The 21927-nt window shown below is 64.6% G+C and carries 18 protein-coding genes; 7 read left to right on the forward strand and 11 right to left on the reverse strand.

Annotated features, from left to right (window positions below; genetic code table 11):
• Positions 1-15 precede the first annotated feature (15 nt).
• The 4 genes from lpxK to D3880_RS14115 form a co-directional block, all read right to left on the reverse strand.
• Positions 16-1020 (reverse strand): tetraacyldisaccharide 4'-kinase, encoded by a 1005-nt coding sequence (lpxK, locus tag D3880_RS14100; RefSeq protein ID WP_119894073.1) that lies wholly within the window; start codon positions 1018-1020, stop codon positions 16-18.
• A complete protein-coding gene (locus D3880_RS14105; RefSeq protein ID WP_119894074.1) occupies positions 1020-1460 on the reverse strand; it encodes an ExbD/TolR family protein in 441 nt (146 codons plus the stop codon). The genes lpxK and D3880_RS14105 overlap by 1 nt, the downstream gene beginning before the upstream one ends.
• On the reverse strand, positions 1457-2092 hold the full coding sequence (locus D3880_RS14110; protein WP_119894075.1) for a MotA/TolQ/ExbB proton channel family protein: 636 nt from the start codon (positions 2090-2092) through the stop codon (positions 1457-1459). Before D3880_RS14110 ends, D3880_RS14105 begins: the two co-directional genes overlap by 4 nt.
• A gap of 71 nt (positions 2093-2163) precedes the next feature.
• A complete protein-coding gene (locus D3880_RS14115) occupies positions 2164-4389 on the reverse strand; it encodes a DNA internalization-related competence protein ComEC/Rec2 (RefSeq protein ID WP_119894076.1) in 2226 nt (741 codons plus the stop codon).
• Between the two features lie 142 nt (positions 4390-4531).
• Here D3880_RS14115 and D3880_RS14120 point away from each other — a divergent pair, with 142 nt between their 5' ends.
• Positions 4532-5092 carry a DUF2062 domain-containing protein gene (locus D3880_RS14120; RefSeq protein ID WP_119894077.1) on the forward strand — a complete coding sequence of 187 codons (561 nt, stop codon included), beginning with the start codon at positions 4532-4534 and terminating at the stop codon, positions 5090-5092.
• A 39-nt stretch (positions 5093-5131) separates the two neighbouring features.
• Here the strand turns inward: D3880_RS14120 and D3880_RS14125 are convergent, their stop codons facing one another.
• Genes D3880_RS14125 through D3880_RS14135 form a run of 3 tightly spaced genes read right to left on the reverse strand, consistent with a single transcriptional unit; the run spans position 5132 to position 8299 of the window.
• Positions 5132-6376, reverse strand: a complete 1245-nt coding sequence (locus tag D3880_RS14125; RefSeq protein WP_119894078.1) for a lipoprotein-releasing ABC transporter permease subunit — start codon at positions 6374-6376, stop codon at positions 5132-5134.
• Positions 6376-7059 (reverse strand): lipoprotein-releasing ABC transporter ATP-binding protein LolD, encoded by a 684-nt coding sequence (lolD, locus tag D3880_RS14130; protein ID WP_119894079.1) that lies wholly within the window; start codon positions 7057-7059, stop codon positions 6376-6378. The genes D3880_RS14125 and lolD overlap by 1 nt, the downstream gene beginning before the upstream one ends.
• Positions 7052-8299: a lipoprotein-releasing ABC transporter permease subunit gene (locus tag D3880_RS14135; protein WP_119894080.1), complete on the reverse strand. Its 1248-nt coding sequence runs from the start codon at positions 8297-8299 to the stop codon at positions 7052-7054. The genes lolD and D3880_RS14135 overlap by 8 nt, the downstream gene beginning before the upstream one ends.
• Before the next feature lie 98 nt (positions 8300-8397).
• Between D3880_RS14135 and D3880_RS14140 the strand changes: the two genes are divergently transcribed.
• The 3 genes from D3880_RS14140 to D3880_RS14150 are packed head-to-tail and all read left to right on the forward strand — an operon-like array spanning position 8398 to position 10044.
• The gene (locus tag D3880_RS14140; RefSeq protein WP_119894081.1) at positions 8398-8970 is read left to right on the forward strand and encodes a PilZ domain-containing protein; all 573 of its coding nucleotides are present in this window, start codon (positions 8398-8400) and stop codon (positions 8968-8970) included.
• A gap of 31 nt (positions 8971-9001) precedes the next feature.
• Complete coding sequence (locus D3880_RS14145) at positions 9002-9325, forward strand: phosphodiesterase (RefSeq protein ID WP_119894082.1); 324 nt, start codon at positions 9002-9004, stop codon at positions 9323-9325.
• The gene (locus D3880_RS14150; protein WP_119894083.1) at positions 9322-10044 is read left to right on the forward strand and encodes a glycerophosphodiester phosphodiesterase; all 723 of its coding nucleotides are present in this window, start codon (positions 9322-9324) and stop codon (positions 10042-10044) included. Before D3880_RS14145 ends, D3880_RS14150 begins: the two co-directional genes overlap by 4 nt.
• Positions 10045-10086: 42 nt before the next feature.
• Here the strand turns inward: D3880_RS14150 and sthA are convergent, their stop codons facing one another.
• The 3 genes from sthA to D3880_RS14165 form a co-directional block, all read right to left on the reverse strand.
• On the reverse strand, positions 10087-11481 hold the full coding sequence (gene sthA, locus D3880_RS14155) for a Si-specific NAD(P)(+) transhydrogenase (protein ID WP_119894084.1): 1395 nt from the start codon (positions 11479-11481) through the stop codon (positions 10087-10089).
• A 175-nt stretch (positions 11482-11656) separates the two neighbouring features.
• Positions 11657-12586, reverse strand: a complete 930-nt coding sequence (locus tag D3880_RS14160) for an FAD:protein FMN transferase (protein WP_238474454.1) — start codon at positions 12584-12586, stop codon at positions 11657-11659.
• A gap of 198 nt (positions 12587-12784) precedes the next feature.
• Positions 12785-14251 (reverse strand): glyceraldehyde-3-phosphate dehydrogenase, encoded by a 1467-nt coding sequence (locus tag D3880_RS14165; protein WP_119894086.1) that lies wholly within the window; start codon positions 14249-14251, stop codon positions 12785-12787.
• A gap of 138 nt (positions 14252-14389) precedes the next feature.
• On the opposite strand from D3880_RS14165, the gene mfd reads away from it, so the two are divergent.
• From mfd to D3880_RS14180, 3 genes are read left to right on the forward strand one after another with little or no spacing between them, the layout of a single operon-like run.
• On the forward strand, positions 14390-17830 hold the full coding sequence (gene mfd / locus D3880_RS14170; protein WP_119894087.1) for a transcription-repair coupling factor: 3441 nt from the start codon (positions 14390-14392) through the stop codon (positions 17828-17830).
• 12 nt (positions 17831-17842) lie between these two features.
• The gene (locus tag D3880_RS14175) at positions 17843-18364 is read left to right on the forward strand and encodes a CsiV family protein (protein ID WP_119894088.1); all 522 of its coding nucleotides are present in this window, start codon (positions 17843-17845) and stop codon (positions 18362-18364) included.
• A 5-nt stretch (positions 18365-18369) separates the two neighbouring features.
• Entirely contained in the window at positions 18370-21027 is a 2658-nt protein-coding gene (locus D3880_RS14180; protein WP_119894089.1) for a DEAD/DEAH box helicase, read from the forward strand.
• A 158-nt stretch (positions 21028-21185) separates the two neighbouring features.
• Here the strand turns inward: D3880_RS14180 and D3880_RS14185 are convergent, their stop codons facing one another.
• The gene (locus tag D3880_RS14185) at positions 21186-21923 is read right to left on the reverse strand and encodes an S-methyl-5'-thioinosine phosphorylase (protein WP_119894090.1); all 738 of its coding nucleotides are present in this window, start codon (positions 21921-21923) and stop codon (positions 21186-21188) included.
• Positions 21924-21927: the final 4 nt, after the last annotated feature.

The following is a 21927-nucleotide window of genomic DNA, read 5'->3' on the forward strand; positions in this document are numbered from 1 at the left end:
GGTAATCCTTTGAGGTCAGAGGCGACCTGGCAGCAGGCGGGCCAATTGGGCGTCGAACCAGGTGACGAAAGCGACCGAGGGTGCGGCATCAACCGCCAGATACCACCAGTCGGCCGCGGCGAAGGTTCGGCATTTCACGGCATCCTTCTCGGTCATCAGCAATGGCAGCGACGGACTGAAAGCCAGTGCCTGCGCGCTGTACTGCGCATGGTCGGCGAAGGGATGCGGGATTGGCCGCCAGTTTAGCGCTTCGAGCGTATTGAAGAAACGCTGCGGGTTGCCGATGCCGGCCACCGCATGCAGTTGCTGACCAGGAGCGAAATAGCTAAGCGGCTGGCGCTGAGCGCTGGCCAGATTGACCAGCGCCGTCGGCCGCAGCTGGAAACCATAACCCAGCGTGACATCGTCGTCGGCACCGTTGTATAGCAGTGCGTCGACGCTGCGCAGGCGCTCGACCGGCTCGCGCAGCGGTCCGGCCGGCAGGCAGCGGCCGTTGCCCAGGCCGCGGGCGGCATCGATCAGCACCAGCTCAAGGTCACGGGCCAGACGGTAATGCTGCAGGCCGTCGTCACAGAGGATCAGGTCAAGCGTTTCGGCCGCGAGCAAGGCACGCACGGCTTGGGAACGGTCGGGATCGATCATCAGCGGCACGCCGGTGCGCTGGACGATCAGCAATGGCTCGTCGCCGGCGATGGCGGCACTCTGGTCAGCGCCAACTCGCCAGGGCAACTGCGGCGGCGTGGCCCCGTAGCCGCGGCTGACCACGCCGACCCTGAGGCCGCGCTGGCGGCAATGCTCGATCAGCCAGAGGATCAGTGGCGTCTTGCCGGTGCCGCCAACGGTGATATTGCCGACCACCACCACCGGCGCCGGGGCACGGTAGATAGCGCCCTCGCCGGCGAGGAAACGCCGGCGCTTGCGTTGCACCACGCCGCGGTAGAGCCACGCCAGCGGCCGCAGCAGATGCAACGCCGGATGCCCGGCATACCAGGCTGTGAGCAGACGATCGGCCAGGGCCATCAGGGCGCTGCCTGCGCCTCGATGGTGGTGATGCGCAGATGGCTGAAACCGAGCTTGCCGGCCACATCCATGGCGGTGACCACCGCCTGATGCGGAGTTTTGCCATCGGCGCTGATGGTCAGCGGCAGGCTGCTATCGCCGGCCGATTCTTTCTGCACCGCCGCCATCAGGGTAGTCAGATCGCTTTTCGCCAGCACCTGGCCATTCAGCGAATAACTGCCATCGGCGCTGATCGCCACTTCCAGTTGCTTCAGCTCGGTGGCTTCGGGCGGTGTGCCGCTCGCGGCCTCGGGCAGATCGACTTTCAGCTGGGTGGGGCGGCTGAAGGTGGTGGTGACCACGAAGAACAGCAGCAACACGAAGATCACGTCGATCAGCGAGGTTAGGTTGAGAAACACCTCTTCCCGGGCGACATTGCCCGCTCTGCGGCGGAACTTCACGCTTTGGGCACCTCAGCGAAATCGACTTCGCGATTACCCTGCACCACTTCCACCAGCTTGATCGCCTCCTGTTCCATGGCCACCACCAGTTCGTCGACTCGGCGCAGCAGGAAGCGGTGGAAGAACACGGCCGGAATCGCCACGATCAGGCCGGCCGCGGTGGTCACCAGGGCCTTGCCGATCCCGCCGGCGAGCATTGGCGCATTAGCCGTGCCGGTACCCATGAAGCCGGTGAAAATATCGATCATGCCGAACACCGTGCCGAGCAGACCGAGCAGCGGCGCCATGGCAGCGATGGTGCCGAGGGCGTTGAGGTAGCGCTCGAGCTCGTGGATGACACGGCTGGCCGCCTCTTCGATGCACTCTTTCATGATCTCGCGACCATGCTTGGAATTGGCCAGGCCGGCCGCCAGCACTTCACCGAGCGGCGAGGAGGCACGAATTTCCTTGAGTTTCTGCGCATTCAGCTGCTTGTTCTTGATCAACAACCAGACCTGACCGAGCAATTGCGGCGGCGAAACCCGGTTGGCGCGCAAGGTCCATAGTCTTTCGACGATGATGCCCATGGCGGCGATAGAACAGAGAATGATCGGCAGCATCATCCAGCCACCCGCTTTTACCAGTTCCCACACGGCATTGATTCCCCTTGGAAAAGTCGCGCCACTCTAGCATAGGGAGCGGATGCCGCCGACCGCCGCTGTTCTCATTTTTCCCGCCAGAACCGGCCCTGTTCGCGCAAACCGTGAGCGTCGCGATGGGCGCCTAATTCGATGCGCAGGGCGCCATTTTCCACGGTGTCGTAGGCCCGCACCTGCAGCGCCCGATAGCGCGCCACGACCTGAGGATGCGGATGACCGAAAGCGTTGTGCGCACCCCGGGAGAACAGCACCGCGCGCGGCTGCACCGCCTTGATAAAGGCCGCCGTCGAAGAGCTGCGACTGCCGTGATGTGGCGCCAGCAGCCAATCGGCCCGCACCTCGCGACCGGCATCGAGCAATGCCCGCTCGACGCGCGCATCGATATCGCCGGTCAATAGCAGAGCTTCGCCATTGGCTTCGACCCGCAACACGCAACTGGCCGGATTGCCCTCCTGCGCTACGGCCGAGCGCCAGGTGGTGAATCGCACCCCATCCCAGCTCCAACTGGCACCGTCGACACATGGCTCGGCCCCTAACACGGGTGGCAACGCCGCGGCCTCGCCGCTGAGCACTTGGTCTATTGGTAGTCCGCGCTGCACGGCTGGGGCGCCGCCGGCATGGTCGCTATCGGCATGGCTGAGCAGCAGCAAATCCAAGCGCCGCACATCCAGCCCGCGCAACGAGGGCAACACCACCCGCTCGCCGATGTCGAAGTCGCCATAGCGCGGCCCGGCGTCATACAGCAGCGCATGTTCATGGGTGCGCAGCAGCACCGCCAGGCCCTGACCGACATCCAATAACCAGACCTCCGCACGCCCCGGCGCCGGCGAGTTCGGTGGCGGAAAGAAGCACGGCAGCAGCATGGCCAGCCCCAACGCACGCATGGGGATACCGGTCGGCAGGAGCAGCAACAACGCCCCGCAGGCACTCAGCAGCCAAGCCCAAAATGGCAATGCCGTGGCCTGCCAGGCCGGAGCCCCGGCGGCGATCATGCCGAGTACACGGAACAACAGCTCCAGCAATCCACCCGCCAGCCACAGCACGGCCTCACCCAGCCCGGGCAATGGCAGCAGCACTGTGCCGAGCAAGGCCAGCGGCACCACGGCCAGACTGACCCAAGGCTCCGCGATCAGATTGGCCAGCGGTCCGCTGGCGCTGAGCGGCAGCCCAAGGGCTAGCAGCGCCGGCAATAACCCGATGGCCATGGTCCACTGCACCCGACCCCAACTGTGCCACCAGGACCAGGCACCCAGACGCCCGCTGAACACCAGGGCAAGCACCGCCACGGCGGCGAACGACAACCAAAAACCCGGCTGCAAGCTGGCCAGCGGCTCCGCCAGCAGTACGCCATTGAGCGCCAACAGCCAGGGCAGCCATACCCCCAGATGGCGAAAACGCAGGCGCCAGAGCAACACCATCGCCACCATCAGGCAAGCGCGCCGCACCGGCACCTCGAAGCCGGCGAGCAGGCCATAGCCGAGCGCCGCGGCGAATGCCAGCGCACAGGCCCAAGGCAGCCAGGGCCAGCGACTTGGCCACAGGCCCAAACGTGCCAGCCCGGCCACCAGGCCATAAACCAGCGCCGCCAGCAACGCCACATGCTGGCCGGAGATCACCAGTAAATGCACGGTGCCGGTGTCCTGCAGCACGCGCCAGTCGGCGACCGAAAGTCCCGAGCCGTCCCCCAGTACCAGGGCCGCCAGCGCGCCCTGGCGACCGAAGGCATCGACTGCGAGCAGGCGCTGGCGCAACTCATCGCGCCAGGCCGACGCGCCCTGCGCCGGGCTCAGGCGCTCGCCGCGCTTGACTGTGCCAACGGCGCCAATGCGCTGCGCCAGCAACCAGGCCTCGTAGTCGAACGACTGCGGATTGACCAGCCCATGGCCCCGCTTGAGCTTGACGGCCAGTTGCCAGCGCTCGCCGGCCTGCACTGGGGGGCCGTCATACCAGGCCAGGCGTAGACGCTGCGGCAGCTTGGCGCGCCGCGCAACGACCTGTTCGAGCTGAAAGCGCACTACCCCGGTATCGTGCTCCGGCAGCCCGGTCACCAGACCCTGCAAGATCAGGGTGCGACCATCCAACTCGGGAACCAGGCGATCGCTCAGCGCCCAGTGCGCCGAAGCGCAGGCCCAGCTGAAGCCGAAGAGAAAGAACGCCAGCGGATAGCTGCGAAACGGCAGCGCCATCAGGCCGACCAGCGGCAGAACCAGCAGCAACCACACCGGCGGCAACGCCGGGAGAAAACGCAGGGCCAATAGCCCCACGGCGAGCGCCAGCATCCCTGTGCGCATACGAGCGAGCTCCAGAAAACCTCGTCCATGAGTCTGCAGCGAACATAGGTACGGTCACTAAATCGCTGTCACAATCTGCGAAAGTGGCGTCCCTGCAATTCCGTGCATAATACCCCGGCATCACGTCCTGCCCGAGAAGCTTATGCCGCGACGCCTGTTCAAGCGCTACATGCCCAATCCGCAAAGCATCCGCGAGCACAAATCGCTGCGTTTTCTCGGCACTCTGATGCACGACCCCAACCTCTGGCACCTCAACCGCCACTCGGTGGCGCGGGCCATGGCCGTGGGCCTGTTCGCCGCCTTCATTCCCATTCCCATGCAGATGCTGCTGGCCGCCAGCCTGGCGGTGCCGGTGCGCAGCAATCTGCCGATTGCGGTGGGCCTGGTGTGGCTGACCAACCCGATCACCATGCCGCCGGTGTTCTACTGCACCTATAAGCTGGGTGCCTGGATCATGCAGGTACCGGCCGGTCAGGTCGGCGAACAGGTGTGGCCACGAATCGGCCGCTTCTTCGACGAGCCGTCGTGGGAGCTGATCCAGTTGATGTGGAAACCCATCCTGCAACCCTTTCTGCTCGGCTCGGTGGTCTGTGGCATTCTCGCCGCTCTTGGCGGCTATGTGTTGACCAGGCTGTACTGGCGCTGGTGGGTGCAGCGCAACTGGAACAAGCGCCGCGAAGCGCGACGAGAACGCACCCCATGAAAAACGCCGCTCGTAAGCGGCGTTTTTCATGGGCGTGAATCACTCGTAACGCAAGGCTTCCGCTGGCTGGATCTGCGCCGCGCGCCAGGACGGATAGAGGGTCGCGAGGAAACTCAGGGACAGCGCCGCAACGGCGATCAGCAACACGTCCGCTCCCTGCAACTCGGAGGGCAAGTTGCTGATGAAATACACATCCGAGCTGAAGATATGCTGGCCGCTGATCCGCTCCAGCCAGCCGACCAGGCTGCTGACATTCAGCGCGGCGATCACCCCGAGCACGACGCCGATAGAGGTGCCGATCACGCCGATGATCGAACCCTGGACCACGAAGGTGGCCATGATCTGCCCCGGCGTGGCACCGAGGGTACGCAGGATGGCAATGTCGCCGCCCTTGTCGGCCACCACCATGATCAGCGTGGCGATGATGTTGAAGGCCGCCACCGCGACGATCAGCAGCAACAGCAGGCCGATCATGGTCTTCTCCATCTTCATCGCGCTGAACAGGCTGCCCTGGGTCTGGGTCCAGTCGCTGGCGCGGTAGCCCTGCCCCAGCTGGCCGGCAAGCGCCGCCGCCACCTGGGGCGCCTGATACAGATCCTTCAGAGCCAGGCGCACGCTCTGTACCTGCCCCGGCTGCATGCGCTGCATGGCCGCAGCATCGGCAACATGGATCAGCGCCAGGTTGCCGTCCAACTCGGCGCCGACCTTGAACACGCCCACCACGTTGAGACGCTGCATGCGCGGGGTGATGCCGCCGGGCGCCGAACTGGCCTCGGGAATGATCAGGGTCAGCTTGTCGCCGACGTTGATACGGAAGCGCCGCGCGGTGATTTCACCGATGACCACGCCGAACCCACCCGGCTTGAGGTCATCGAGACGGCCCTGGACGATATGCTCGCCGATGATCGACACCTTGGGCTCTTCCTGCGGATCGACGCCGTTGATTTGCACCGACTGCATGGCGCCCTTGTACGACAGCATGCCCTCCAGCTCGCTGAACGGTGCCGCCGCCAGCACCTGCGGATTGGCTTCGGCCTTGCTCGCTACTGCACGCCAATCGTCCAGCGGCTGCACGCCAACGAGAGTGGCGTGCGGCACCATGCCGAGGATGCGCGCACTCATTTCCTTCTGGAAACCATTCATCACCGACAGCACCACGATCATCGCCAGCACACCGAGCGCCAGGCCGATCATCGAGGTCAGCGAGATGAACGAGATGTAGTGGTTGCGCCGCTTGGCTCGGGTATAGCGGCTGCCGATGAAGATCGAAAGAGGCCGGAACATCAGGCAGCCACCAGCCGGCCATCTTCCAGGCGCAGGATGCGATCCATCTGCCCGGCCAGCTCGGGGTCGTGGGTCACCACCAGGAAGGCGGTGTTCGACGAGCTGCTCAGTTCACGCATCAGCTCCTGGATGCCCTGGGCGGTGTGATGGTCGAGGTTGCCGGTGGGCTCGTCGAGCAGCACCAGACCGGGCTGGTTGACCAGCGCCCGGGCGATGGCCACGCGCTGACGCTCGCCACCGGACAGCTCGGCCGGCTTGTGCGTCAGGCGATGACCGAGACCGACCCGCTGCAGCAAGGCCGTGGCCCGCTCACGCGCCGCGGGAATCGCAGTCTTGCCGATCAACAGCGGCATGCACACGTTCTCCAGCGCGGTGAACTCCGGCAGCAGGTGGTGGAACTGGTAGACGAAGCCCAGCTCACGATTGCGCAACAGACCGCGGGCCTTCTCGTTAAGCGCCGACAGCTCTTCGCCGGCCAGCCAGACGCTGCCCTGACTGGGGGTATCCAGGCCGCCGAGCATGTTCAGCAAGGTGCTCTTGCCCGAACCGGAGCTGCCGACGATCGCCACTCGCTCGCCCGCCTGCAATTCCAGTTCGAGGCCAGCCAGCACTTCCACCGACTGCGGGCCCTCGTCATAGCTCTTGCCCAGGTTGCGGCAACTCAGAACAACTTGCTTACTCATAACGTAACGCCTCCGCAGGCTCGGTACGTGCGGCACGCCAGGCCGGATAAAGAGTGGCGAGGAAACTCAGGACCAGCGCCGCGCCGCACACCAGGACGACGTCTTCGCGCATCAGCTGCGACGGCAGGTAATCGATGAAATACACATCGGCATTGAGGAATTTCAGCCCCAGTAGGCGCTCCAGCGCGGCGATCCAGCTGCTGATGTTGAGCGCCGAGACCATCCCCAGCACCGCGCCGATCAGGGTACCGACCACGCCGATCACCGTGCCCTGGACCATGAAGATGCGCATGATCTGCTGCGGCGTCGCGCCCAGGGTGCGGAGGATGGCGATATCGCCCTTCTTGTCGGTGACCACCATGACCAGGGTGGAAATGATGTTGAACGCCGCCACCGCCACGATCAGCAACAGCAACAGGCCGATCATCGCCTTCTCCATGCGGATCGCCTGATACAGATTGCCGTGCGAGCGCGTCCAGTCACGGGCATAGTAGTCCTCGCCGAGGCGCTGGGCGATGTCCCAGGAAATCCGCGGTGCCTGGAACAGATCGGCGAACTTGAGGCGCACGCCCTGCACCTGCCCGGGCTTCCAGCGATGCAGACGGGCGATGTCGTCCAGGTTGGCCATGGCCACATGGCCGTCGATCTCGCCAGCGCCGACATGGAAGATACCGACCACGGTGAAACGCTTGATCCGCGGGAACATGCCGGCCGGGGTCACCGTCACTTCCGGGGCGACGAAGGTGAGCTTGTCGCCGACACCGACGCCGAGCTTGGTCGCCGCCTTGTCGCCGATGACGATGCCGAAGCTGCCGGCCTTGAGGTCATCCAGACTGCCCTGGCGGAAGAAATCGCCGATGATCGACACCTTGCGCTCTTCCTGCGGGTCGACGGCGTTGATCAGCACCTTCTCGACCTGGCCGTTATTGGTCAACAGCCCCTGCATCTGGGTAAAAGGCGCGGCGGCCACGACCTGCGGGCGTTTCAGCACCTTGGCCGCCATGCCGCGCCAGTCGCTGATCGGCTCCGGCGATTCGATGGTGGCGTGCGGCACCATGCCCAGCACGCGGGTGCGCATCTCGTAATCGAAGCCGTTCATCACCGACAACACCACGATCATCACCAGCACGCCGAGGGCGAGGCCGATCATCGAAGTCAGGGAGATGAAGGAAACGAAATGGCTACGACGCTTGGCACGCGTGTAGCGGGCGCCGATGAACACGGACAGCGGTCTGAACATAGAAAGAGTTGGTTCGCTGGCGAAAGAGGAAACGTCCTTGTGGCGGGGCCTGGCGAGCAGCTTTACACTCAGACCACTGCTAATTCCATGGGTTCGCCATGTCGACACAAGATGAAGATGAGCGCCGCGAATACTATCGTATCGACGACACGATCGCACTGGAATTCACCCTCCTGGACGGTGCCGAAGCCACCGCCAGCGAAGCGCTCCACGACAGCTCGCCACTGTTCAACCTGCTCAGCGAACTGCACCTGCTGGACTACGAGTCACAGCACCTGCTGCGGCATATCAGCGAGCGCGACCGCACCCTGGCCAACTACCTGAAAGTCATCAACAAGCGCACCGACCTGCTCGGCCAGGCACTGGCGCAAAACCTGCTGCGCGAGATCGGCCCGTTGCGCCAGGTCAGCATGTCCGAAGGCGGGCTGGGCTTCGACCACCCGCAGCCCATTGCGCTGGGTAGCCATCTGGCCATGAAGATGGTGCTGATGCCGCAGGCCCTCGGTCTATTGGTACGCGCCGTGGTGATCCATTGCCAGCCGCAGGACAACGGCTCGTATGACATCGGCACCGAATTCGAGGCCATGAGCGACGCGCAGCGTCAGTTGCTGGCCCGGCATATCCTGCAAAAACAGGCGCTGGAGCGGCGGCAGGCGCGCGAGCAACTCTGACCTTCCGACCGCCTGCTGAGGGAGACCGGCCATGTTGCGCCTGCTGTTGATCTTCGCCCTCCTCTGCCCGCTCACTGGCTGGGCGGAGACCATCGAAATCCCCCTCGGCCAGCAAGGCGCAGCGAATATCCGCCTGCCTGCTCGCGGCGAATCGCAGCAAGCGGTACTGCTGCGCTTCGGCCTCGCCGATCAGGAACATGCGCCGGTCGGCCAGCCGCCGATCACCCGCTGGGACTACCGTGAATTCAGTCTGTACTTCGAAAGCGGCCGGGTAATCGACAGAGTCATCCACCACCACCCGCGCTACCCCGCGCAATTGCCGGATGCACAGCAGCAACCTAAGGAGTCCCCGTGACACAGATCTACGGCCACCGCGGCGCCAAAGGCGAAGCCCCGGAAAACACCCTGAGCAGCTTCCAGAAATGCCTCGAGCACGGGGTTCGCCGCTGCGAACTGGACCTGCACCTGTCGCGTGACGGCGAGTTGATGGTGATTCACGACTCGAGCCTGAAGCGCACCACCGGCCATCGCGGCAAAGTCGTCGAACACGATGCTGCCGAACTGGCGCAATACGATGCCCGCCTAGGCGGCCCAGGCTGGCCGCAACCCTGCCCCATTCCACGCCTGGCCGAACTGTTCGAGCAATGTCCGTTCGAGCACTGGCAGCTGGAGGTCAAAAGCGCTTCGCGCGAGCGCGCGGCGCGCACCGTGCTGGCGATCCAAGAATTGGTCAGGGAATACGGGATAACCGATAGGGTCACCGTCACTTCCAGCTCGCGGGAGGTGTTGCGCGCCCTCAACGAGCTGACCCCGCAGCTGGCACGCGGCCTGGTGGCCGAATACGCTTGGCTCGACCCGATCAAGGTGGCGCAGAGCTATGGCTGCCACCTGCTGGCGCTGAACTGGACGCTGTGCACCCCCGAGCGCTTGCTCAGGGCACAAAAGCAGGGTTTGCACGTGTCAGTGTGGACGGTCAACGAGCCGGCGCTGATGCGCCGGCTCGCCGATTTCGGCGCGGATAGCCTGATTACAGACTTTCCCGGTTTGGCCAGCGCCACGCTCGGGAATCGCTGAAGAAATCCCCTCCGACCGGCTCAGGCCACCGGTCGGAGCCGCTCAAAAAAGCCGGTTGAGACCATCGAACGCCGCCACCCGATAGGCTTCGGCCATGGTCGGGTAGTTGAAGGTGGTATTGACGAAGTACTTGATGGTATTCGCCTCGCCCTTCTGGTTCATGATCGCCTGACCGATGTGCACGATCTCCGAGGCCTGGTAGCCGAAGCAGTGCACACCCAGCACTTCCAGGGTTTCGCGGTGGAACAGAATCTTCAGCATGCCCACCGGCTCGTTGGAAATCTGCGCCCGTGCCATGCCCTTGAAGAATGCCTTGCCCACTTCATAGGGGATCTTCGCCTGGGTCAGCTCCTTCTCGTTTTTGCCGATCGAGCTGATCTCCGGAATGGTGTAGATGCCGGTCGGCACGTCATCGACGAAGCGCCAGCTGTCATTCTCGACAATATTGCCGGCAGCCGAACGGCCCTGGTCATAGGCGGCACTAGCCAGGCTCGGCCAGCCGATCACATCGCCAACCGCGAAGATGTTGGAGATCGAGGTGCGGTAGCTGTGGTCCACCTCGATCTGCCCGCGGCTGTTGACCTTGATCCCGATGTTCTCCAGGCCCAGCTTGTCGGTGTTGCCGGTGCGCCCGTTGCACCACAACAGCGCGTCGGCCTTGATCTTCTTGCCGGACTTCAGGTGCAGAATCACGCCGTCGTCCACGCCCTCGATGCGCTCGTATTCCTCGTTGTGGCGGATCAGCACGTTCTGGTTGCGCAGGTGATAGCTGAGCGCATCGGAGATTTCGTCGTCGAGGAAGCTCAGGAGCTGGTCGCGGTTGTCGATCAGGTCGACCAGCACGCCGAGGCCGCTGAAGATCGAGGCGTATTCACTGCCGATCACCCCGGCTCCGTAGATGATCAACCGGCGCGGCGTGTGGGTCAGGCTGAGGATGGTGTCGCTGTCGTAGACCCGCGGGTGGTTGAAGTCGACATCGGCCGGGCGATAGGGCCGCGAGCCGGTGGCGATGATGACCTGCTTGGCCACCAGCTTCTCCACCACGCCGTTCGGGCAGACCACCTCGATGGTCTGCTCGTCGGCGAAGCTGCCGGTGCCGAAGAACATGTCGATGCGGTTGTGCGCGTAGTAGCCGGTACGCGAGCTGACCTGCTTGGCAATCACCTTCTCGGCGCTCTTCAGCACGTCCGGGAAGGAGAACCAGCGCGGCTCGCCGATCTGGCGGAACAGCGGGTTGGTGTTGTACTGCATGATCTGCCGCACCGAGTGACGCAGCGCCTTGGACGGGATGGTGCCGAGGTGCGTGCAGTTGCCGCCCACTTCGCGGCGGCTGTCGACAACCGCCACCTTAAGACCGCTCTTCGCCGCGCTCATCGCCGCACCTTCACCCGCGGGACCCGAACCGAGCACCACTACGTCGTAGTTGTAGACCGCCATGCTTACTCCTTTTCAACAGGCCGCGGCGCTTTGGTGCTCCGCGGCTGCACCACAGCTCATGGCTGTGGCGAACACAATTATTGCCCGTCCCGCCAGGAACTGCCCTGCAGCTTAAACCCGGCGACTGGCGCTGCACATTAGCGCTTGGTCGTGGGGTAGGCGAATTTTGTCGCCACTACAAAGCCCCCGCCTCCGCCGCAGGCAACAAGCGGCGAAACGCGCTGCTGGCGCGACTGCGAAAACCGCTGCCATCACGACTGACGAACAACGCCGCAATACCCTTTTCCTCCGCAAAAGCCAGACCGCGCTCAGTCCCCAGCACCATCAGTAGAGTCGACAAGCCATCGGCACGCAGGGCCGAACGCGCCACCACAGTGACGGCCGCCAGCGGGTGAGTCACCGGCGCGCCAGTGTGGGGATCGATGGTATGCGAATAGCGCTGCCCGCCGACTTCGAAATAATTGCGGTAATCACCGGAGGTGGACACACCATAACCCTCCAGCGCCAAGGTCAGCTGGGCCACCTGGCGATCATCGCGCGGCGCTTCGATGGCGATGCGCCAGGGCGAGCCATCCGGCTTGCGGCCGCGTACCTTGAGCTCACCGGTGATATCCAGCAGGTAACTGCGCAGCCCCAGCTCGTCCAGCCGCCGAGCGACACGATCGACCGTGTAACCCGCGGCAATGCTGTTGAAATCCACCTGCACGGCGGCATCTTTACACAGCTGCTGGCCGTCGATGCGCAGGTGCTGATGGCCAACATTGGCGCGCACCTGGGCGATTTCTTCTGCACTCGGCACCCGCTCACTGCGCGACTGTGGACCGAAGCCCCAGAGGTCGAGCAATGGCTCGATCGTCAGGTCGAAGGCCCCATCGCTGTCGCGGGCCAACGTCTCGCCCACACGCACCAGTTCCAGCACCGGCGCCGGCATCGCCTGGCAACTGCCGGCCGGCAGGGCATTGAAACGGGAAATCAGCGAGTCGCTGCGGTAGGTGGACATCTGCGCATCCACCTCGGCGAGAATCGCCTCGACCTCGGCGCGCAGGCGCTGCTGCCCGGGCGCCCGGGCCTGCGCCACATACTTGAGCGAATAATGGCTGCCCATGGTCGGCCCGGAAAACTCTTCGATCCTGTCGCCGCAGCCAGCCAGCAGCAGGCTAGCCAGCACCACTAACACTCGCGTATCAAGCCGCACAAACACTCCCCCGCAGAGCCCTTGGCTTCGCTCAAGTGAGCCCAATACACCGCCGGTCAAACGCAAAACGGGAGCCGAAGCTCCCGTTTTGTCATACATAACCGACGCTTAGCGCGGGAAGGCTGGCGGGTTGACCCCGGCCATCTCTTCCATCACGCGCACCACCTGGCAGCTGTAACCGAACTCGTTGTCGTACCACACGTAGAGGACCACGCGGTTGTCGTTGCAGATGGTCGCTTCGGCATCGACCACACCGGCGTGGCGCGAGCCGACGAAGTCGGTGGACACCACTTCCTGCGAGGCGACGTAATCGATCTGCTTCTGCAGTTCCGAATGCATGGCCATCTGGCGCAGGTACTCGTTGACCTCATCGCGCGTGGTGGACTTCTCAAGGTTCAGGTTGAGAATGGCCATCGACACGTTCGGCGTCGGTACGCGAATGGCGTTGCCGGTCAGCTTGCCTTTCAGGATCGGCAGCGCCTTGGCCGCAGCGGTGGCCGCACCGGTTTCGGTGATGACCATGTTCAGCGGTGCGCTACGACCACGGCGATCGCCTTTGTGGAAGTTGTCGATCAGATTCTGGTCGTTAGTGTAGCTGTGTACGGTTTCCACATGACCATTGACGATGCCGTACTGGTCATTGATCGCTTTCAGCACCGGTACGATGGCATTGGTGGTGCAGGACGCCGCGGAGATGATCTTGTCGTCTGCGGTGATTTCGCTGTGGTTGATGCCGTGCACGATGTTCTTCAGCGCGCCCTTGCCAGGAGCGGTGAGCACCACGCGAGCAACACCCGGGCAGGCCAGGTGCTGGCCGAGGCCGTCGGCATCACGCCATACGCCGGTGTTATCGACCAGCAGGGCGTTCTTGATGCCGTACTGGGTGTAATCGACTTCCTTCGGGTCTTTGGCGTAGATCACTTGGATCAGGTTGCCGTTGGCGGTCAGGGTGTTGTTGGCCTCATCGATGGTGATGGTGCCGTCGAACTTGCCATGTACCGAGTCGCGGCGCAGCAGGCTGGCACGTTTGACCAGATCATTGCTCGCCCCTTTGCGCACGACGATGGCGCGCAGACGCAGGCCGTCGCCACCACCGGTCTTCTCGATCAGGATACGCGCCAGCAGGCGGCCGATGCGACCGAAGCCGTAGAGCACCACGTCGGTGCCTTCACGGCCGGAGCCGTTCTGCTTGCCGACCACATCAGCCAGCTCGTCCTTGACGAACTGCTCGAGGCTGCGAGCGCGGCCTTCGGCCTTGAACTTGGCAGCCATCTTGCCCAGGTCGACCGAGGCGGCGCCCAGCTTGAGCTCGCTCATGGCCTTGAGGATCGGGAAGGTATCGTGCACCGACAGTTCGCTGTCGTTGGCCAGACGATGGCGGGCGAAGCGGTGGGCTTTCAGAATGTCGATCACCGAACGGTTGATCAGACCACGGCCGTAGATCGAGGTCACTACGCTGTTATTGCGGTAGAGCTGGCCAATCAGCGGAATCATCGCTTCCGCGAGGGCTTCACGGTCAATCCACTCACCGAGACACTGGTCGGGCTTCTGAGTCACGGGCAGTACCTTCCACATGTAGGGGCTGAAAAAAGGGGCTACATTATGACGGCGCCAGATGGCGACGGCAATCGGCAGCCGCGCTGACACTGACAGCAGGTCATCAGGATAGTTACAATCCGCCGGTCCATTTCCCGACCGGAGCGACGACCGCCCGTGCCCGTATTGCGCCTTCCCCCCCTGCCCGCTGCGGCGGGCAAACAGCACTGGGGCAACCTGCCGGGTGCCGCGCTGTCTCTCGCCATCGCCGAGGCCGCGAGCGCCGCCAAGCGCTTCACCCTGCTGCTGACCGCCGATAGCCAGGCCGCCGAGCGTCTGGAGCAGGAACTCGGCTTCTTTGCTCCGGAGCTGCCGGTGCTGCATTTCCCCGACTGGGAAACCCTGCCCTACGACCTGTTCTCGCCGCACCAGGACATCATTTCCCAGCGCATCGCCAGCCTCTACCGTTTGCCGGAGCTGAGCCACGGCGTGCTGGTAGTGCCGATCACCACCGCCCTACACCGCCTGGCGCCGACACGCTTCCTGCTCGGCTCCAGCCTGGTGCTGGACGTTGGCCAGAAGCTGGATGTCGAGCAGATGCGCCTGCGCCTGGAAGCGGCCGGCTATCGCTGCGTGGATACCGTCTACGAGCATGGCGAGTTCGCCGTGCGCGGCGCGCTGATCGATCTATTTCCGATGGGCAGCGAGCAGCCCTTCCGCATCGACCTGTTCGACGACGAGATCGAGACGCTGCGCACCTTCGACCCGGAGACCCAGCGCTCAATCGACAAGGTCGCATCGATCCGCCTGCTGCCGGCCCGCGAGTTCCCGCTGGACAAGAAGGCCGTCACCGACTTCCGCGGGCGCTTCCGCGAACGCTTCGACGTCGATTTCCGCCGCTGCCCGATCTATCAAGACCTGACCAGCGGCATCACCCCGGCCGGCATCGAGTACTACCTGCCGCTGTTCTTCGAAGAAAGCGCCACCCTGTTCGACTACCTGCCGCAGGACACCCAGGTGTTCTCCCTGCCGGGCATCGAGCAGGCCGCCGAGCAGTTCTGGCACGACGTGCGTAACCGCTACGAGGAGCGCCGCGTCGATCCGGAACGACCACTTTTGCCGCCAGGTGAATTGTTCCTGCCGGTCGAGGACTGCTTCGCCCGCCTGAAGAACTGGCCGCGGGTGATCGCCAGCCAGGAGGATGTCGAGCCTGGCGTCGGTCGCGAACGCTTCCATGCCCGCCCGCTGCCCGAACTGGCGATCCAGGCCAAGGCCCACGAGCCACTCGCCGCGCTGCGCCGCTTTATCGAGGAATATCCGGGCCGCGTGCTGTTCGGCGCCGAATCCGCCGGCCGTCGCGAGGTGCTGCTCGAGCTGCTCGCCCGCCTCAAGCTGAAGCCACTGGAAGTCCGCGGCTGGCCGGAGTTTGCCGCCAGCGGTGAGCGTCTGGCAATCTGCATCGCGCCGCTGGACGAGGGTCTGCTGCTCGACGAGCTGGCCCTGATCGCCGAGAGCCCGCTGTTCGGCCAGCGCGTCATGCAGCGCCGGCGCCGCGAGAAAGGCCGCGACGCCGGCGACAACGTGATCAAGAACCTCGCCGAGCTGCGCGAAGGCGCGCCGGTGGTGCATATCGACCACGGCGTCGGCCGCTATCTGGGGCTGATCACCCTGGAAATCGACGGCCAGGCCGCCGAATTCCTCGCCCTGATGTACGCCGAGGAAGCCAAGCTCTACGTGCCGGTCGCCAGCCTGCACCTGATCGCCCGCTACACCGGCAGCGACGACGCCCTCGCCCCGCTGCACCGGCTCGGCTCGGAAACCTGGCAGAAGGCCAAGCGCAAGGCCGCCGAGCAGGTGCGCGACGTCGCCGCCGAGCTGCTCGACATCTATGCCCGCCGCGCCGCCCGCGAGGGCTTCGCCTTCCGCGACCCGGGCGCCGACTACGCCACCTTCAGCGCCGGCTTCCCCTTCGAGGAAACCCCGGACCAGCAGACCGCCATCGACGCCGTACGTGAGGACATGCTCGCGGCCAAGCCGATGGACCGCCTGGTCTGCGGCGACGTCGGCTTCGGCAAGACCGAAGTGGCCATGCGCGCCGCCTTCCTCGCCGTGCACAGCGGCAAGCAGGTGGCCGTACTGGTGCCCACCACCCTGCTCGCCCAGCAGCACTACAACAGCTTCCGCGACCGCTTCGCCGACTGGCCGGTGACGGTCGAGGTGATGAGCCGCTTCAAGTCGGCCAAGGAAGTCGAAGGCGCGGTGCGGCAGCTGGCCGAAGGCAAGCTGGATATCGTCATCGGCACCCACAAGCTGCTGCAGGGCGATGTGAAGTTCCACAACCTCGGCCTGGTGATCATCGACGAAGAGCACCGCTTCGGCGTGCGTCAGAAGGAACAGCTCAAGGCGCTGCGCAGCGAGGTGGACATCCTCACCCTCACCGCGACTCCCATTCCGAGAACGCTGAATATGGCGGTGTCGGGCATGCGCGACCTGTCGATCATCGCCACCCCGCCGGCGCGCCGGCTGTCGGTGCGCACCTTCGTGATGGAGTCCAACAAGCCCACCATCAAGGAGGCCTTGCTGCGCGAGCTGCTGCGCGGCGGCCAGGTCTACTACCTACACAACGATGTGAAAACCATCGAGAAGTGCGCCGCCGACCTCGCCGAACTGGTGCCGGAAGCGCGCATCGGCATCGGCCACGGACAGATGCGCGAGCGCGACCTCGAACAGGTGATGAGCGACTTCTACCATAAGCGTTTCAACGTGCTGATCGCCTCGACCATCATCGAGACCGGCATCGACGTGCCGAGCGCCAACACCATTCTCATCGAGCGCGCCGACAAGTTCGGCCTGGCCCAGCTGCACCAATTGCGCGGCCGGGTCGGCCGCAGCCACCACCAGGCCTATGCCTACCTGCTGACGCCGCCACGTCAGCAGACCACCGACGACGCACAGAAGCGCCTGGAAGCCATCGCCAATGCTCAGGACCTCGGTGCCGGCTTCGTCCTCGCCACCCACGATCTGGAGATCCGCGGCGCCGGCGAGCTGCTTGGCGATGGCCAGAGCGGGCAGATCCAGGCGGTCGGCTTCACGCTTTATATGGAAATGCTCGAACGCGCGGTGAAAGCCATTCGCAAGGGCGAGCAGCCGAACCTCGAACAGCCGCTCGGCGGCGGCCCGGAGATCAACCTGCGCCTGCCGGCGCTGATCCCCGAGGACTACCTGCCGGATGTGCATGCGCGACTGATCCTCTACAAGCGCATCGCCTCGGCCGCAGACGAGGATGGCCTGAAAGAACTGCAGGTGGAGATGATCGACCGCTTCGGCCTGCTGCCGGAGCCGACCAAGCACCTGGTGCGCCTGACCCTGCTCAAGCTGCAGGCGGAAAAGCTCGGCATCAACAAGGTCGACGCCGGCCCGCAGGGCGGGCGCATCGAGTTCGCCGGCAATACCTGCGTCGATCCGCTGACCCTGATCAAGCTGATCCAGAGTCAGCCGAACCGTTACAAGTTCGAAGGCGCCACCCTGTTCAAATTCCAGGTGCCGATGGAGCGCCCGGAAGAACGCTTCAATACACTGGAGGCGCTGTTCGAGCGCCTCGCACCGCAATCTGCTTAAAGGACTGACTTCATGCGTATCTTCCGCCATCTGGCCCTGCTACTCGCTTTGTTCGCCCCGCTGGCCATGGCCGATGGGCAGTATCAGGTCGAACTGATCGTCTTCCGCCAGGCCGGCGACCCGCTGCCGGCCAGCCAGCCGGCGCCGGACGACTGGGCCGCAGGCGCGCAGGCGATCGCCGGCAGCGAGCGCGGCACCGCCCTGGATGACGCCGCCGCCAAGCTGAGCCCGGACAACGGCTATCAGGTGCTGCTGCACAAGGCCTGGGCGCAGAACCTGTCTGCCACGCCGAGCAAGGTCGCGGTCGCGGAAGGCAACCAGCAGTTCGGCCATCACCCGGTTGAAGGCACCGTCACGCTTACCCAGGTGCGCTTCACCGATGTCGCCCTGGACTTCTGGATCAACCGCTTCGATGCCGACGGCTTGCTCACCGGCAGCGAGCGCCTGAAGCAGAACGCGCGCCTGAAGAATGGCGAGCTGACCTATCTGGATCACTCCAACCTCGGCGTACTGATCAAGATCGTGCCGCTGTAACCGGCATGGACAGCATCTCGGCATTCGTCGCACGGCTGCGCAGCCTGCCCTGGACCAATGCCTTCGATGCCGCCACCCTGCGTCGCGGCGAGGGTTATGCCCGCGAGCAGCGCGTCCACGCCGTCGAGCTCAGCGGCCAGCAGCTCACCGCCCATTGCCGCGGCTCGGGCAAGCACAACTACCGCCAGCTGATCCGTCTCGACCCCGCCTTCGCGGCGGTCGCCGGCCGCTGCAGCTGCCCGGTCGGCTACAACTGCAAGCATGTGGTCGCGGTGCTCCTGCACCTGCTGGAGCAGCCGCCGCAAGCCGAGATACCAACGGCACGGCTGGAACGTCGCATCGACGACCTGCAGCCCACCCCCCTGCTCAGCCTCGGCAGCCTCACTCACGCCTACTACGATCCGCGCAACGCACGCACCCTCAGCAGCTACCAGCACCGTGCCGGGCTGGCCTTTCTTTATGAAGGCGAAAAAACCCATGGCCGCCTGGGCAAAACTGGACGGTTCCGCGCCGTCCGCGACCACGAGATACTCTCCATCGCCCGCCAACCGCAGGCCGAGCAGGCCTTGCGCAAGATCCTGCAGCAGTGCGGCTTCAGCCCCTCCCTGCGACAAAGCCAGGCGCTGCCCCCGGACTCGGCGGAAATGTTCGAACTGCCCAGCGAGGAGGCTTGGCTGAATTTCGTCCAACAGCAGTTGCCCGCACTACAGGCACAGGGCTGGCAAATCGAGATCACGCCTGGCTTCGCTTTCGACCTCACCCCGGTGGACAGCTGGTACGCCGAGCTCGACGAAGCGCCCGAGCACGATTGGTTCGAGCTGGAACTGGGCATCGTCGTCGACGGCCGGCGCATCAGCCTGTTGCCGGTGCTGCTGCGTTTGATCCAGCGCACCCCGGAACTGCTCAGTGCCCAGAGCCTGGCCAAGCGCGCGGATTCAGAAATGCTGCGCCTACAGCTCGACGCCCAGCGCTCGACGGACGGCCAGCCACTGCAAGTGCTGCTGCCCTTCGGCCGCCTCAAGCCAGTGTTGAGCACCCTCGGCGAACTCTATCTACCCGATCAGCCAGCCAGCGCCAGCCTGCGTCTGGCCGCCCCCGACGCCGCGCGCCTGCAGGGCCTGGACGGCCTGGAGCTGCACTGGCAAGGCGGCGAGCGCCTGCGCGAATTCGCCCACAAGCTACGCGACTGCCAGCATACCGTCGTCGCGCCGCCCCTTGGCCTGAATGCCGAATTACGCCCCTACCAGCTCGACGGCCTGAGCTGGATGCAGACGCTGCGCGAACTGGAAACCGGCGGCGTGCTGGGCGATGACATGGGCCTGGGCAAGACCTTGCAAAGCCTGGCCCACCTGCTCACGGAAAAGCGCGCCGGACGCCTCGACCGCCCGGCTCTGGCGGTGATGCCCACCAGCCTGATTCCCAACTGGCAGGACGAAGCCGCACGCTTTACTCCCGCGCTGCGTGTGCTGGCCCTGCACGGCCCGCAGCGCCAGCAGAATTTCCCGCATCTGGCCGACTACGATCTGCTGCTGACCACTTACGCCTTGCTGCCCCGCGACCTCGAGCGGCTACGCCAGCAACCCTTGCACGTGCTGATCCTCGACGAAGCGCAGTACATCAAGAACCCGACCAGCAAGGCGGCCCAGGCCGCCCGACAGCTCGAGGCGCGACAACGCCTGTGCTTGACCGGCACGCCGCTGGAAAATCACCTGGGCGAACTCTGGTCGCTATTCCACTTCCTCATGCCCGGCTGGCTCGGCGACAACAAACAGTTCAACCGCGACTACCGCACGCCGATCGAAAAGCATGGCGATCCCGCCCGCCTGGCTCACCTCAATGCGCGACTCAAGCCGTTCCTGCTGCGGCGCAAGAAGGAAGAGGTGGCCAAGGAACTGCCGGCCAAGAGCGAAATCGTTCACTGGGTCGAACTCAACGAGGCGCAACGCGACCTCTACGAGACGGTACGCCTAGCGATGGACCGCAAGGTGCGCGAGGAAATCGAGCGTAAGGGCCTGGGCCGCAGCCAGATCGTCATCCTTGAGGCGCTGCTGAAGCTGCGCCAGGTCTGTTGCGACCTGCGCCTGGTGAAGAGCGAAATGCCCGGGCGCAAGATCGGCAGCCATTCGAGCAAGCTCGACAGCCTGCTGGAGATGCTCGCCGAACTGCTCGAAGAGGGCCGCCGCGTGCTGCTGTTCTCGCAATTCACCTCGATGCTCGCGCTGATCGAAGAAGAACTGCAGCACCGCGAACTGCCCTATGTGCAGATCACCGGCGCCACCCGCGATCGGCGTACGCCGGTGCGGCGCTTTCAGAACGGTGAAGTGCCGCTGTTTCTGATCAGCCTTAAGGCCGGTGGCACCGGCCTCAATCTGACCGCCGCCGATACCGTGATCCACTTCGATCCCTGGTGGAATCCGGCGGCGGAAAACCAGGCCACCGACCGCGCCTATCGCATCGGCCAGGACAAGCCGGTATTCGTCTACAAGTTGATCGCCCGCGGCACCGTCGAGGAAAAGATCCAGCAGTTGCAGCAACGCAAAGCCGCCCTCGCCGCTGGCGTACTGGAAGGCGACGAGAAGGCCGATTGGCAGATTCAGCCGGAGGACATCGATGCCCTATTCGCCCCGCTGCCGGGCGCGTCCGGCAAGCGCACAGGACGTTGAGCAGCTCGCAGGCTCTTAGAGTCTGTTTACGATCTCGCGTGCTAGAGCCAGACAAGGCGAAATCGGGCGAAGAAGCGCAGTTTACGCGTTGTAAATGAGCATTCTGAGCCCGATTTCAACGCCGTATGGCCGACGCGCAGCAGATCGTAAACAGGCTCTTACGCGCCCAGCACCCGCGCCAGCACCGCCTTGACCTGGTTCATGCCATCGGCCAGTGCCCGCTCGATCTCGGCCATGGTGATCACTCCAGACGACTTGCCCGCTGCCGGGTTCACCACCAGCGCCAGACAGGCATAGGGCAGCTCCAGCTCGCGTGCCAGCACGGCTTCCGGCATCCCGGTCATGCCGACAATGTCGCAGCCGTCGCGCTCCAGTCGAGCGATCTCTGCTACGGACTCCAGCCGCGGGCCTTGGGTGCAGGCGTACACGCCGTGGCCACTATAAGCACAGCTTTCTGCCATCAGCGCAGCGGTCAGCTGCCGGCGCAGGCGCTCGTCGTAGGGGTAGCTGAAGTCGACATGGGTGACATGATCCAGCTCACCGGCGAAGAAGGTGTGTTCGCGCCCCCAGCTGTAATCGATGATCTGATGCGGCACGCAGAAGTGACCGGTGCCCATGGCCGGGTGGATGCCTCCGACCGCATTGACCGCGAGGATTGCCTCGGCGCCGGCCTGCTTGAGCGCCCACAGATTGGCGCGGTAATTCACCTGATGCGGTGGAATCCGGTGCGGATGACCGTGGCGGGCGAGGAACAGCACCTCGCGCCCGGCGTAGTTACCACGCAACACAGGGGCCGAGGGCGCGCCATAGGGTGTGTCGATATTCAGCGCGGCGCTCAGGGTCAAGCCCTCCAGCTGGGTCAGGCCAGTACCGCCGATGATGGCGTAAACGGTCATGTCG

It is taken from the genome of Pseudomonas cavernae (assembly GCF_003595175.1).
GTDB classification, from domain to species: Bacteria; Pseudomonadota; Gammaproteobacteria; order Pseudomonadales; family Pseudomonadaceae; genus Aquipseudomonas; species Aquipseudomonas cavernae.

Excerpts from the sequence above, each read along its gene's own strand:
- lpxK (WP_119894073.1), bottom strand. The coding sequence starts at position 1,020 with ATGGCCCTGGCCGATCGTCTGCTCACAGCCTGGTATGCCGGGCATCCG.
- D3880_RS14115 (WP_119894076.1), bottom strand. The coding sequence starts at position 4,389 with ATGCGCACAGGGATGCTGGCGCTCGCCGTGGGGCTATTGGCCCTGCGT.
- D3880_RS14120 (WP_119894077.1), top strand. The coding sequence starts at position 4,532 with ATGCCGCGACGCCTGTTCAAGCGCTACATGCCCAATCCGCAAAGCATC.
- D3880_RS14125 (WP_119894078.1), bottom strand. The coding sequence starts at position 6,376 with ATGTTCCGGCCTCTTTCGATCTTCATCGGCAGCCGCTATACCCGAGCC.
- lolD (WP_119894079.1), bottom strand. The coding sequence starts at position 7,059 with ATGAGTAAGCAAGTTGTTCTGAGTTGCCGCAACCTGGGCAAGAGCTAT.
- D3880_RS14135 (WP_119894080.1), bottom strand. The coding sequence starts at position 8,299 with ATGTTCAGACCGCTGTCCGTGTTCATCGGCGCCCGCTACACGCGTGCC.
- D3880_RS14140 (WP_119894081.1), top strand. The coding sequence starts at position 8,398 with ATGTCGACACAAGATGAAGATGAGCGCCGCGAATACTATCGTATCGAC.
- D3880_RS14145 (WP_119894082.1), top strand. The coding sequence starts at position 9,002 with ATGTTGCGCCTGCTGTTGATCTTCGCCCTCCTCTGCCCGCTCACTGGC.
- sthA (WP_119894084.1), bottom strand. The coding sequence starts at position 11,481 with ATGGCGGTCTACAACTACGACGTAGTGGTGCTCGGTTCGGGTCCCGCG.
- D3880_RS14160 (WP_238474454.1), bottom strand. The coding sequence starts at position 12,586 with ATGGGCAGCCATTATTCGCTCAAGTATGTGGCGCAGGCCCGGGCGCCC.
- D3880_RS14165 (WP_119894086.1), bottom strand. The coding sequence starts at position 14,251 with ATGTGGAAGGTACTGCCCGTGACTCAGAAGCCCGACCAGTGTCTCGGT.
- D3880_RS14175 (WP_119894088.1), top strand. The coding sequence starts at position 17,843 with ATGCGTATCTTCCGCCATCTGGCCCTGCTACTCGCTTTGTTCGCCCCG.
- D3880_RS14180 (WP_119894089.1), top strand. The coding sequence starts at position 18,370 with ATGGACAGCATCTCGGCATTCGTCGCACGGCTGCGCAGCCTGCCCTGG.
- D3880_RS14185 (WP_119894090.1), bottom strand. The coding sequence starts at position 21,923 with ATGACCGTTTACGCCATCATCGGCGGTACTGGCCTGACCCAGCTGGAG.